The organism is Actinomycetota bacterium, assembly GCA_014360645.1.
Lineage (GTDB): Bacteria > Actinomycetota > Geothermincolia > Geothermincolales > RBG-13-55-18 > Solincola_B.
The window spans coordinates 128036-140578 of sequence record JACIXD010000006.1; the positions used below are offsets into that span (position 1 = coordinate 128036).

The 12543-nt window shown below is 65.3% G+C and carries 11 protein-coding genes; 1 reads left to right on the forward strand and 10 read right to left on the reverse strand.

What is annotated here, in order from left to right:
- Positions 1-18: 18 nt before the first annotated feature.
- From H5T74_07210 to H5T74_07240, 7 genes are all read right to left on the reverse strand, one after another.
- Positions 19-1209: an ABC transporter substrate-binding protein gene (locus H5T74_07210; GenBank protein ID MBC7230162.1), complete on the reverse strand. Its 1191-nt coding sequence runs from the start codon at positions 1207-1209 to the stop codon at positions 19-21.
- A gap of 286 nt (positions 1210-1495) precedes the next feature.
- Positions 1496-2257, reverse strand: a complete 762-nt coding sequence (gene hisF / locus H5T74_07215) for an imidazole glycerol phosphate synthase subunit HisF (protein MBC7230163.1) — start codon at positions 2255-2257, stop codon at positions 1496-1498.
- Positions 2258-2351: 94 nt separating this feature from the next.
- Positions 2352-3077, reverse strand: a complete 726-nt coding sequence (hisA, locus tag H5T74_07220) for a 1-(5-phosphoribosyl)-5-[(5-phosphoribosylamino)methylideneamino]imidazole-4-carboxamide isomerase (protein ID MBC7230164.1) — start codon at positions 3075-3077, stop codon at positions 2352-2354.
- 12 nt (positions 3078-3089) lie between these two features.
- Entirely contained in the window at positions 3090-3695 is a 606-nt protein-coding gene (gene hisH, locus H5T74_07225; protein ID MBC7230165.1) for an imidazole glycerol phosphate synthase subunit HisH, read from the reverse strand.
- A gap of 18 nt (positions 3696-3713) precedes the next feature.
- Positions 3714-4298, reverse strand: coding sequence for an imidazoleglycerol-phosphate dehydratase HisB (gene hisB, locus H5T74_07230; protein MBC7230166.1), 585 nt, complete (start codon positions 4296-4298; stop codon positions 3714-3716).
- Positions 4299-4344: 46 nt separating this feature from the next.
- Positions 4345-5604: a histidinol dehydrogenase gene (hisD, locus tag H5T74_07235; GenBank protein ID MBC7230167.1), complete on the reverse strand. Its 1260-nt coding sequence runs from the start codon at positions 5602-5604 to the stop codon at positions 4345-4347.
- Positions 5605-5681: 77 nt separating this feature from the next.
- Positions 5682-9113, reverse strand: a complete 3432-nt coding sequence (locus H5T74_07240) for a DNA polymerase III subunit alpha (GenBank protein ID MBC7230168.1) — start codon at positions 9111-9113, stop codon at positions 5682-5684.
- 253 nt (positions 9114-9366) lie between these two features.
- Between H5T74_07240 and H5T74_07245 the strand changes: the two genes are divergently transcribed.
- Positions 9367-10248, forward strand: coding sequence for a PD-(D/E)XK nuclease family protein (locus H5T74_07245; protein MBC7230169.1), 882 nt, complete (start codon positions 9367-9369; stop codon positions 10246-10248).
- Here the strand turns inward: H5T74_07245 and H5T74_07250 are convergent.
- From H5T74_07250 to H5T74_07260, 3 genes are all read right to left on the reverse strand, one after another.
- A complete protein-coding gene (locus H5T74_07250) occupies positions 10243-10662 on the reverse strand; it encodes a hypothetical protein (GenBank protein ID MBC7230170.1) in 420 nt (139 codons plus the stop codon). The two genes, H5T74_07245 and H5T74_07250, sit on opposite strands and share 6 nt — an antisense overlap.
- 514 nt (positions 10663-11176) lie before the next feature.
- Positions 11177-11497: a hypothetical protein gene (locus H5T74_07255; protein ID MBC7230171.1), complete on the reverse strand. Its 321-nt coding sequence runs from the start codon at positions 11495-11497 to the stop codon at positions 11177-11179.
- 112 nt (positions 11498-11609) lie between these two features.
- A complete protein-coding gene (locus H5T74_07260; GenBank protein ID MBC7230172.1) occupies positions 11610-12542 on the reverse strand; it encodes an RluA family pseudouridine synthase in 933 nt (310 codons plus the stop codon).
- Position 12543: the final 1 nt, after the last annotated feature.

Below are 12543 nucleotides of genomic sequence, written 5' to 3' on the forward strand. Positions count from 1 at the left end.
GTGCCGCTGTCTTGCAGTCTATTCCTTGGCCGGCTCCCATTTTCCGTCGACGATCTCCACCATGGTCAGGTCGTCGGGCGTGAGCCCGTTGTGGTCGGTGGGGCTGTAGTTGAACACGCCCGCGGTCCCCACCAGTCCCCTGGTCGCTTCGATAGCGTCCCGTAGCTCCTCGCGGGTGGCGTTTGCGCCCGCCCGCTTCAGGGCCTCGGTGATGATGAGGATTGCGTCCCAGCCGTGTCCCGCAAAGGTGTTGATCTTCTCGCCGTACTCCTCGAAATAGGCGTCGGAGAAGTCTTTGATGAACTCGTATTCCTCGCTTCCCGGCTCGAGGACCTTCTCGAAGATGAGCATCTTGCCCGCGGGGAAGACCACGCCGTTGGCCGCCGCGCCCGCCAGCTCGATGAAGGCCTGGTTGGCGATGCCGTGGCTGCCCACGTAGGGGAGATCGATGCCCTTGTCGCGCATGCGCTTGACGATCTTCGCCGGCCCGGGATTGGTCCCCCACACCAGCACCACCTCGGGCTTGGCGGTCATGACGTTGGTGAGGTGGGTGTCCATGCCCTCCTCGGACTCGTCCGTCTGGTATCCCTCGGCCACCACCACTTCCAGCCCGAATCCGGGCGCCTCCTTCTCCACCACCGCCTTGCCGTCAGTGCCGAAGGGGTTGGTGTCGTAGAGGAGGGCGACCTTCTTCACCTTGAGCACCTCGGCGATGTAGGAGAGCGCCTTCTTTCCCGCCTCGGTGGCGGTGGGCGGGGTGCGGAAGATCCAGGTGATGTCGCCGTCCATGATATTGGCTCCCGCAGCCATGCATACCTGGGGAACCCCCGCCTTTTCGGCCTCCTGCTTCATGGCGATGGTGGTGCCGGTCCCGCTGGATCCGATCACCGCCACGGGATCCTCCTGCTCCAGCAGCTCCACCATGGCCTGCTTGGCCTTGTTGGCGTCGCTCTGGTCGTCCTTGATGATCACCTCGATCTCGTGGCCATCGATTCCTCCCGCCTCGTTGAGGCGCTTGACGAAGAGCTTGATGGCGTTACGTTCGGGCTTTCCCAGCGGCTCGTTGGCGCCGCTCTCCGAGAGCACCACACCGATCTTGATGGGCTCCTTGGTCCCGCCTTCCTTCGTGCCGCAGCCCATGTGCGCCAGCATGGTGGCGGACAGCGCTACGGCCAGCAGAGCTACCAGAATGTACCTTCTCCTTCTCAACCTCTCTCGACCCCCTTTATCCTCCATGTTCTCCGACCCGCATACGGAAAGGGATTTTCCGTATGCTCCCACCATAGAAGTTATTTCTACCACACGGCCTGCTCTGATGTCCACCACCGCTGAGATGGCGGGACACGCCAGAGCTTGTTTTGCTGGAAAACAACCCGGAACGCCGTTGAGCGCCGAGCCGACTCATCGTTTCTCCTTCATCTGGTCACCATACGGCTTTCGCGGGTCCGTCCCCCCGCCGCGGCGCACGACCGCGTCACGGCTTTTCGAGGGACCTTCAGGCCATCCTCACCGGGATCCCCTTCGAGCGCAGATATGCCTTGGCCTCGCGGATGCTGTACTCGCCGTAGTGGAAGATGGAGGCTGCCAGCACGGCGTCGGCGCCGCTCTCCAGGATCACCTCCGCCAGGTGCTCCAGGTTCCCCGCGCCTCCGGAGGCGATCACCGGAAGGTTCACCGCATCCGCTACCGCGCGGGTCAGCTCGAGGTCGTACCCGTCCCGGGTGCCGTCGCGGTCCATGCTGGTGAGGAGGATCTCCCCCGCCCCCAAGGCCTCGGCGCGGCGCGCCCACTCCACCGCGTCCAGCCCGGTAGGCGTCCTCCCCCCGTTGATGTACACCTCCCAAGAGCCCTTCGACCGGCGCCGCGCATCTATGGCCACCACCACACACTGCGCTCCGAAGCGCCGCGAGGAGACGGTTATGAGCTCGGGGTTCTTCACCGCCGCGGTATTTAGAGACACCTTGTCCGCGCCGGTGGCCAGCATGTGCCGGATATCGGCCTCCCCGCGCAGGCCCCCGCCCACGGTGAAGGGGATGAACACCTTTTCCGCCACGCGGGCGGCCATGTCGAAGACCAGGTCTCGCTCCTCGTGGGAGGCGGTGATGTCCAGGAAAACCAGTTCGTCCGCACCCTCGCGGTCATAGACCGCCGCCATCTCCACCGGGTCGCCGGCGTCCCGCAGGGAAACGAAGTTTATGCCCTTGACCACGCGTCCGCGATCCACGTCCAGACAAGGGATGATGCGCTTGGTATGCATCACCATCCCCCCCGCGGGGAGTCCTGCCGCGTTAGCGCCACCGTCCCGTCACCGCCGCTCCTCCCGCCGGCAACCGCTCCTCTTCCCATGCCCCTCAATCCTCCTCCAGCTCCAGGGCCCGCGAGAGGTCGATGTCCCCGGTATAAAGGGCCCTGCCCACCACCGCGCCCTCCACGCCGCCGGGCGACCGCTCTTTCAGGGCGAGCAGGTCTTCCAGACCGCCTATGCCCCCGGCGGCGATCACCCTCACGCCGCGTCCCAACAGGAGGTCGAGGCCCCGGGTGTCGTATCCCTGCAGGGTACCGTCGCGGGTTATGTCGGTGTAGATGATGCGCTCCGCCCCCAGCGACGCCAGGAGCTCCACCGCCTCCACGGGCCCCATGTCCGTCTCCTCTACCCAACCCTTCAAGGCCAGCCTTCCTCCGCGCGCGTCCACGCTCACGATCACTCGCTCGCCATACTCTCGCATCATCTCGGACGCGAAGGCCGGATCCTCCAGGGCACGGGTTCCGAGTATAACCCTGGCTGCGCCGAGGGAGAGCATGCGCTCCACGTCCTCTCCTCCACGCACCCCTCCCCCCACCTGCACGGGCACCTTCACCCTCTCCAGGATCTCGCGCAGCGCCGCCAGGTTTACCGGTCTTCCCTCCCTGGCCCCGTCGAGGTCCACCACGTGCAGGTAGGACGCCCCCTTTCTCTCCCAGGCCAGGGCGGCTTCCCAGGGATGCGACCCGTAGACCGTCTCCCGGTCCATTTCTCCCCGGTATAACCGCACGCAGCGGCCTCCCTTGATGTCCACGGCGGGATAGATGCGGAACAACCCTCTCTCTCCTCAGGCGCATTGGGAGGCAAAGTTTTCCAGCAACCTCAACCCCGCCCCGGAGCTCTTCTCGGGATGGAACTGGAAGGCCACCAGGTTGCCGTCCGCCACTCCGGAGACGAACTCCTCGCCGTATTGGGTGAGGGTGAGGCGGTGCTCATCCCTCTCCGGGATGACGTAATAGGAATGCACGAAATAGAAATACGAGCCCTCCGCGAGCCCCTCAAGCACGGGGTGGTCCCTCAATACGCGGATGTCGTTCCACCCCATGTGGGGCACCTTCACCCGGGAGGGAAACCTCGCCACCCTGCCCGGCAGTATTTCCAGGCCCCGCACGCCGGGGCTTTCCTCGCTCTCCTCGAAGAGCAGCTGCAGGCCCAAGCAGATACCCAGGAATGGCACGCCGCCGTCGATGGCCCGGCGCAGGGGATCCGCCAACTTTCTCTCCTCCAGCTCGCGCATGGCGTCGCCGAAGGCCCCCACGCCGGGGAGCACCACCCCCGAGGCCGCCAGCACGTCGGCGGGCTCCGGGCTCACCGCGACCTCTTTCCCGAGAAAGGCGAAGGCCTTTTCCACGCTGCGCAGGTTCCCCATGCCGTAATCGACGATGCAGATCATGGCGCGCGCTCCGTCACTTCAGAGGGTTCCCTTGCTCGACGGGACTCCCCGGCCACCCGGAGCATGCCTTATCGCGGCGCCCAGGGCTCTCCCGATGCCCTTGAAAGCCGCCTCCATCACGTGGTGGGGGTTGTCTCCAGCCAGGCCCTTCACGTGCAGGGTGATCCCGGCCTCGTTGACGAAGGCCTGGAGGAATTCCCGCAGACAGGTGGGGTCGAAATCGCTCACCAGGCGCGCCGGAAGCTCGAGTTGGTACGAGAGATGGGGTCTGCCGCTGAGATCGAGGGATACCCGGCAGAGGGCCTCGTCCATAGGCAGCAGGGCCCATCCGTAACGCTCGATGCCCTCCTTTTCTCCCAGCGCCTCCCGGAAGCACTTTCCGAGGCACAGCCCCACGTCCTCCACGGTGTGGTGCTGGTCCACCTCCAGGTCCCCTCGCGCCTCCAGGCGCAGGTCCACGCCGGCATGGTAGGCCATGAGCTCCAGCATGTGGTCGAAAAACCCGATGCCCGTAGAGACCTCGCAACGGCCTTCGCCGTCCAGGTCGAGCTCAAGCTTTACCCGCGTCTCGGCGGTATTCCTCTCCAGGCCTGACCTTCTCATCATGTTCATTAGATTAGCATATACGCATCGCGGTGTCGGACCCCGCTCAATCCGAGTGCCTGCGCATGGCTTCGGCGTGGCGCACGAGGCCCTCCATGGCGGCGAGCGTCTGCACCACCGGCCCCAGGATGCGGTTGGCCCTGGGGTTGGAGAACACGATGTTGGAGCGCTTGACGAAGTCGTACACCCCCAAGGGTGAGGCGTAGCGCGCCGCACCGCGGGTGGGGAGCACGTGGTTGACGCCCATGGCATAGTCTCCCAGGGCCACGGGTGATTCCGTGCCCAGGAACACGGAGCCCGCGTTGTGCACCTTGGGAAGCAGGGACGGGAAATCCACGGTGGCCAGCAGGAGATGCTCCGGCGCAAGGTGGTTGGCGAGCCTGACCCCCTCTTCGAGGGTCTCCACCAGGACCGCGGTCGCCCTGTCCTCCAGGGCCTCGCCGGAATCCTCCAGGCGCCTTCCCACCCTCAGCGCCAGCTCCTCGCTGGTGGTGATCAGGCAGGCCCGCGCCCCTCCTCCGTGCTCCATCTGCGCCAGCATCTCCAGGGTCACGAACTCCTCGTCCGCCTCCGCGTCCGCTATCACCACCAGCTCGCTCGGACCGGCCAGCATGTCGATGCCCACCCGCCCGTAGACCTCCTTCTTGGCCAGGGTGACGTAGATGTTCCCGGGACCCACGATCTTCTCCACCGCTTTTACGGTCTCCGTCCCGTAGGCCATGGCGGCTATGGCCTGCGCGCCTCCCAGGCGGTAGACCTCGCTCACCCCCAGAAGCTTCAGGGCATATAGGGTGTAGGGGTTGACGCCGCCGTCGCGGCCGGGCGGAACGCACACCGCTATCTCCTGCACCCCCGCGACCTTGGCGGGTATCACCGTCATCATGGCCGTGGAGGGATAGGCGGCCATCCCTCCCGGCACGTACGCGCCCACGCGGTGCAGGGGCTTGAGCATCTGCCCCAGGCGCGCGCCCTCCTCGGAGTCCCAGAAATCCGATTCCCAGGTCTGGTGGCGGTGAAAGGCGGTGATGGATTTCACCGCCGCGCGGGCCGCCTCCGCGAATTCCCTTCCCACCGCCTCCGCGGACGCGTCCACCTCCGCCCGGGACACCCGCAGCCCCCTGGAAGATATATCCACCCCGTCGAGCTCTTCCGTCAACTCCAGGAGGGCGACGTCTCCTCCCTGCCTCACGCGATCGATTATCTCCTTCACCTCCGCGGCAGGGGTCTCCTCCAGCCAGAAATCCCAGCTCAGGGCGCGCCTTATCTCCTCCACATCGGCGAAATCCCCGTGTCTGACTATCCTCATCAGGACCGTTCCCGCCCTTTCCCTCGTACCGTTCTACTTGACCACTCACTCTTCTCTTCCGGATGCATGCGCCGCGCCTATTCCAGCGCGATACATCCGTCGCCCAGGAGGGACAGCACCTCGGCATACAGCGAACCGTCCGGATCCACGCGGTATTCGTCCGGCAGGCGGAACACCTTGAGGGTGTCTCCCTCCTCCAGCTTGAGTTTAACAGGAGTGCCGCCGGGATGTCTTCCCAGCACCTCCTTGAGGTCCTCCAGGATATCCCTTTCCGCCTGGCATCTCAAGAGCCGGATGCAGAGCTCGCTGTCCTGCGGCCCGCGCAGGCGAGGTTCCTTTAGCTCCAGCGCCACCACCCGCACCGTGCCGCCGCCCTCCTCGTCCCTCTCGCTTGCCTCCACCCTCGCCTTGACGCATACCACGCCGTCCTCTCGCAGGATCTCCCGGTGCTGGGAGTAGAGGGCCGGAAACACCGTGACCTCCACCCTTCCCGTGAGGTCCTCGAGGGTGAAGCCGGCCATGAGGTCGCCTTTTCTGGTCACCCTCTGGTTTATCTTGCCGATGATCCCCCCTATCCATTTCACAGCGCCGTCTCCCAGCTCGGGAAGGTCGGCGATCTCGCACTCCACATGTCGCCGCAGCTCCTCCCGGACCTGCATGAGGGGGTGATCGGAGACGTAGATGCCCAGCATCTCCTTCTCGTACGCTAGGAGCATGTCCTTGGGCAACTCCTCCTCCACCGGGTCGCTGGCCATGGGGTCGTCCACGTCCTCGTCCCCGAAGAGCGAGAACTGCCCTTCCTCCAGCAGGCGCTGCCTCTCGGCGGCCAGGTCCGCGACGCGGTCGTACACCTTGAGGAGATGGTTGCGGGTATACCCCAGAAAATCGAAGGCGCCGCTCTTGATGAGGCTCTCCAGGGCGCGCTTGTTGACCACCCCGGAACCCACCCTGGTGCAGAAATCGAGCAGCGACTCGTAGGGTCCGTGTTCCCTGCGCAGGGCGATGATCCTCTCCGCGGCGTTGTCCCCCAGGTTGCGAACCGCCGAGAGGCCGAATCGGATCCCCTCCTCCACCGGCGTGAACTCCTTGAGGCTCTCGTTGATATCGGGAGGGAGTATGGGGATGCCCAGCTTGCGGCATTCGTTGACGAACACCGGGACCTTGTCCTTGTTGCCGGTCACGCTGGTGAGGTTGGCGGCCATGAACTCCCGGGGATAGTGAGCCTTGAGGTAGGCGGTCTGGTAGGAGATGAAGGCATAGGCGGTGGAGTGGCTCTTGTTGAAGCCGTAGAACCCGAACTCCTTCACGAGGTCGAAGATCATCTGCGCCAAGCGGCGGTCGTAGCCTCTCTCCACCGCGCCCTCCACGAACTTGGCGCGGTGCACCTCCATCTCCTTGGCCTTGCTCTTGGCGACCACCCCTCGCAGCACGTCCGCCTCGGCCATGCTGTAGCCCGCCATCTCCACCGCCAGGCGCATGACCTGCTCCTGGTAGAGGATGATGCCCTTGGTCTCCTCCAGCACCGGCTTGAGGTCAGGGTGGGGATATTCCACCGCGGCGCGCTTGTGCTTGCGGTTAACGTAGGTCTTCACCCACCCGCCTCGCAGGGGTCCCGGGCGGTAGAGGGCCAGGCAGGCGATGAGGTCCTCGAAGCAGTCCGGCCGCAGCTCATGCAGCAGCGAGCGCATGCCCGCGCTCTCCAGCTGGAACACCCCGACCGTCTCGCCGCGCTGCAGGAGCTCGTAGGTCTTCGGGTCGTCCAGCGGTATCTCGTCCAGGTCTATGCGGACGCCGTGCATGCGCTGGATGTGGTCCAGGGTGTCGCTGATCACCGTGAGGGTGCGCAGCCCCAGGAAGTCCATCTTCAGGAGGCCGATCTCCTGGATGGTGGACATGTCGAACTGAGTCACCACCTCTTCGTCCGAGCCACGACGCTGCAGGGGCGTGTATTTGCACAGTTCGTCGTCGGCGATCACCACTCCCGCGGCATGGATGGAGTCCTGACGGGTGATCCCCTCCAGGTTGCGCGCGGTATCGATGATCTTGCGCGCGAGCTCGTCCGACTCGTAGGCCTCCCTCAGCTCCGGAGAGATCTCCAGGGCCTGGTCTATGGTGACGTTCTGTATGCTGTCCGGTACCATCTTGGCCAAGCGGTCGACCTTGCCGTATTCCAGGTTGAACACCCTGCCCGCGTCGCGGATCGCAGCCCTGGCGGCCATGGTGGAGAAGGTGACGATCTGGGCCACGCGGTCCTCGCCGTACTTGCGGCTCACGTACTCGATGACCTCGGGACGTCGCTTGTAGCAGAAGTCGATGTCGATATCGGGCATGGTGCGGCGCGAGGGGTTCAGGAAGCGCTCGAAGAGGAGGCCGTAGCGCATAGGGTCCACGGTGGTGATGCCGAGGCAGTAGGCGGTAAGGGACCCCGCCGCCGAGCCCCTGCCCGGGCCGACCATGATGCCGTTCTCCTTCGCGTAGCGGATGAAGTCCCAGACGATGAGGAAATACCCCGAGAAGCCCATCTCCCGGATGACCGACAGCTCGTAGCGCAGCCTCTCCTCAAGCTCCGGGGTGACTTCCCGGTAGCGGCGGCGCAGCCCCTCCCAGGCCAGCTTCTCCAGATAGCCGTCGATGTCGTAACCCTCCGGCACCTGGTACCTGGGGAGAAGGTAGCGGCCGAAATCGAGCTCCACGTTGCAGCGCTCCGCGATCTCCACCGCGTTGGACAGGGCCTCCGGCGCCCCCCCGAAGAGCCCGCTCATCTCCTCGTAGTCCTTGAGGTAGAACTGGTCGCTGGAGAAGCGCAGCCTGTCCTCCTGGTCGAGGGTGGAGTTGGTCTGGATACAGAGAAGGACGTCGTGGTGGATGCTGTCCTCCCTGCGCACGTAATGGAGGTCGTTGCTGGCCACCAGGCCTATGCCGAGCTCCTCGGCCAACTGCAGCAATCCCGGGTTGATCTTCTTCTCCTCCGGGAGGCCGTGGTCCATGAGCTCGAGGAAGAAGTTCCTCTCCCCGAAGATCTCCCGGTACTCGCGCGCCGCCACGGCGGCCCCCTCGTAATCGTCTCCCAGCAGGCGCGAGGCTACCTCCCCCTTAAGGCAGGCGGAACAGGCGATGATGCCCCTGTGGTACGTGCGCAGCGCCTCCTTGTCCAGGCGCGGCTTGTAATAAAAACCGTCCATGTAGGAGATGGTGACCAGCTTCATGAGGTTGCGGTATCCCTCCAGGTTCTCCGCCAGGAGCAGGAGGTGGTAGTTGGGATCCTCTTTCACCGGCTTGCGGTCGAACCGCGAGCCCGGCGTGACATAGGCCTCCACTCCGATCACGGGCTTGATCCCCTGCCTCACCGCCTCGCGGTAGAAGGGCACCACGCCATACATGCCCCCGTGGTCGGTAATGGCCAGGGCATCGTAGCCCATCTCCCTGGCCGAGGACACCAGGTTCGGGATGCGCGCAGCGCCGTCCAGCATGGAATACTCGGTGTGATTGTGCAGGTGCACGAAGGGCACTCCCAACTCCTCACCTCCGCTCTCCGGGTGCGGCTCCCCGCTCGAGGCCGGGGCCATGCAGGTAAGCGGCTTCACCGCTCCACGGGGGATTTCGCCAACCCGCCCGCCGGGTCCTTTCCGTCACCGGCCGGTGTTATTATAACCTCCCCGGGGGACAACCGCCGCGGCGCCCGGGGGAGGGAACCGCCCGCACAAGAGAGCGCGAGCAGACCTTGGTGCAGGAAGACGGCGCGGAGAGGACGGGAGGAGGATCATGCGCCTGAGTTACACCGCCATCAGCTCCTACGAGCGATGCCCCCTTTCCTACCGATATCGCTACCTGGACGGCATAGAGGAGGAGCCCAGTCCGCATCTCTCCTTCGGCCGCAGCCTGCACGCCGCCCTGGAGTGGCTGTACCAACGCGACGTCCCCGTGCCCCCTTCCCTGGAGGAACTGCTGGACTACCTGGTCACCTGCTGGAGCAACGAGGGGTTCGAGGACGAGGAGCAGGAGAGGTCCTTCCTCGCTCACGCACAAGAGGTCCTGAGCTGCTTTTATCGCCTCAACGTGGGGGACTTCCGCCTCCCGGTGGCCCTCGAAGCGCGCTTCGAACTGGACATGGGCGACTACGTGCTCAGCGGGGTCATAGACCGCGTGGACCGCCATCCCGACGGCAGATACGAGATAATCGACTACAAGACCAACCGCAGACTACCCGAACTCTCGAGGCTGCGCGAGGACCTCCAGCTCCCCATCTATCAGATCGCCTGCGGGGAGATATGGGGGATCACCCCCGCCAAGCTCACTTTCTATTACCTGGTGCCCAACCAGCGGTTCTCCACGCGCCCCCTGGACGGGGAAAGCCTGGCGCGCGTCAGGGAGCGCATCGACCTCGTCGCCTCCCGCATAGCGCACGGTGAATTCGACCCCAGCCCCAACCGCCTCTGTCCTTGGTGCTCCTACCGCGACATCTGCCCGGCCTTCCCCCGGGAGGTGGACGAGGAGGAGGCCTACCGCTTCCGCTACCGCGCGCTTCTGCAGCGCCGGGAGAGGCTGGAGGCGCTCATCGGCGAACTGGAGGAAGAGATGGCGACGCGGGGGGTTTCCCCCGCCATGGAGGGCGAAGGGGAGGACGGCGGCGGCCAGCCCTCATAGGCCTCTCGCGTTGATGCTCATGAACATGAAGCCGCGCACGGCGTTTCCGCCCCCGGCCTTTCGGACTTCGGTGTCCTCGCGTCCCCCCTCACCTTCGTCGCTGCTGGCCACCGGAGAAGCTCGCGGCGATGAGGGCTTACCTGCTGGAAGCGAGGTATCCGGGGCCTCCTCCCCCGCGGTTGCATGCTCACGATGTCCCGAACCGTCCGTATAGGCCGACCTGGCGCGGTAGTACACCTTCCGCCCTTCGTCGAAACGGTCCAGTATCCCCAGGCGCACCAGGGCCTCGAGCTGCGGCTCCACGTCGTCTTTGGTCCTGGCGAGGTGCTCGGCGACCTCCTCGCAGGTACAGCGACGGTGGGGGTAGCGGTTGAAAAAGGCTATCGCCTCTACCCTTACCAGTTTGCCGGACATCTCCCCTCCCCGTATTACCTCTTTATCCCGCCTCCTTGCCGTTTCCTCGCCCTGAGAAGATTATCCGCCTCCGTCCCTCCCGGGCAAAGCAAAGCTCCGTCAAAGGCGCAAAATCTCTACCGAGAGGTAACACATGGGGGATGAGCGGGGCGCCGACGCCCTCCGGCGAAAAGCCGCGGGAAACCCCGAGGCGCGGGCGGCAGCTCTGCGATGAAGCCGTCCCGCCTCCGGGACCGCCTCCCATCGCGAGGCCGCCGATCCCCGTTGGGCGCGGCGCGATGTCCAGGATTTACGTTCATGCAGCCCGATGGCAAGCGGCGCTCGCATCCATTCGGCATACTCCAGCCCACGTACACGGCGGCCGGAAAGACTTCGCGATATACGTATCAACGCGCACGCGGAGGCCCGCACGCGATCTCTCGGGGCGGAAGATCCCGGGAACACTGGATCCAAGGTTGTGCACGGGGTGTCTATGGTGATGTTGGTGGTGGTCCCACCTGGTTATCTGAGCGTATCAGGACATCCCCATCGACGCGTCGTTCGCCCTGGGCAAGTCCGTATCCTCCCGCTCCCGGGAGGATACGGATACGGGGGGAAGGTAGCGATAATACGTCTCCTTTCCCCTCGCCCTTTCCTGCAGGATGCGCAGCTGGACCAGCTTCTTCAGCTGCGCCTCCACCCGGAGCCGGTCGCGCCCAATGGCTTCCGCCATGCGCTCCGGCGTGCACTCCATGCCCGGATGGCGGTGAAAGTGGGTGATGAGCTCGATGCGTATTATGCTGTCGCAGGCCCCATTCCCGCCGGGGAAGACCCTTTCGCCATGCAAACGGCTCATGCGACCTCCTTTCACTATGATTATCAGCGTTCTGCGGGAAAATGATGAGGAGATTCCCGAAAGCGTGCCATTTGAAGGCGTGAATGGTCGATTCGGGGGGCGAACGGGAGCTCTAGGTGCGCGCCGTCCGTGACTCCAGGACCTCGAGCGCGGCCTCCAGGTCCCCGGGCAGGGGGTCCTCGAACTCCATCTCCTCCCCGCTCACGGGATGCCTGAAAGCGAGCTTCCATGCATGCAGGAACTGCCGCTCTATGCCCAGCTCGGCCTCAAGTGACCCGGGACGCCCGTACTCCCGGTCCCCCACCACCGGATGCCCTATATAGGCCATGTGCACCCTGATCTGGTGGGTCCGCCCCGTCTCCAGCTCCGCCTCCAGGAGGGAGGCGCGTCCCAGCTCCCGCAACACCCGGAAATGGGTGACCGCTTTTCTTCCCGAGACCGCGTTCACCGCCATGCGCCTGCGGTTCCGCTCGTCCCTTCCCACCGGCACGTCGACCGTGCCCAATCCCGTGGCGGGGACGCCGTGCACCAGCACCAGGTAATAGCGGTGCAGGGTCCGGTCCCTGATCATCCCCTGCAGTAGGAGGTGGGAGCGGTCGTTCTTGGCCACCACCAGCAGGCCCGAGGTGTCGCGGTCCAGGCGGTGGACGATGCCCGGCCTGCTCACGCCCCCCACGCCGGAGAGCCCTTCCAGGGCATGAAGCAGGGCGTTGACCAGCGTGCCCTCGCGGTGGGCGGCAGCGGGGTGCACCACCATGCCCGCCGGCTTGCTCACCACCGCCAGGTCATCGTCCTGGTAGAGAACGCGTACGGGTATGTCCTGCGCCGGAGGCTCGGGGGGGACGGGGTCCGGGAGGCAGGCCTCCAACCTCTCCCCGGCGCTCACCAGATGGCTCTTGCGGGCGGGGGCGCCGTCCACCCGTACCCCGCCCTCGGCGATGATGCGCTGCGCTGCGGCGCGGCTAATCCCGGTATGTCGCGAGATACAGACGTCAAGCCTCGTGCCCTGGTCCTCTGCGGAAGCGGTGAACGCGAAGACCCTCAAG

Bases quoted from the DNA above. Each gene is read 5' to 3' on its own strand.
- hisB (MBC7230166.1), bottom strand. From the start codon at position 4,298: ATGAGAAGGTCAGGCCTGGAGAGGAATACCGCCGAGACGCGGGTAAAG.
- hisF (MBC7230163.1), bottom strand. From the start codon at position 2,257: ATGCATACCAAGCGCATCATCCCTTGTCTGGACGTGGATCGCGGACGC.
- hisD (MBC7230167.1), bottom strand. From the start codon at position 5,604: ATGAGGATAGTCAGACACGGGGATTTCGCCGATGTGGAGGAGATAAGG.
- H5T74_07250 (MBC7230170.1), bottom strand. From the start codon at position 10,662: ATGTCCGGCAAACTGGTAAGGGTAGAGGCGATAGCCTTTTTCAACCGC.
- hisH (MBC7230165.1), bottom strand. From the start codon at position 3,695: ATGATCTGCATCGTCGATTACGGCATGGGGAACCTGCGCAGCGTGGAA.
- H5T74_07255 (MBC7230171.1), bottom strand. From the start codon at position 11,497: ATGAGCCGTTTGCATGGCGAAAGGGTCTTCCCCGGCGGGAATGGGGCC.
- H5T74_07245 (MBC7230169.1), top strand. From the start codon at position 9,367: ATGCGCCTGAGTTACACCGCCATCAGCTCCTACGAGCGATGCCCCCTT.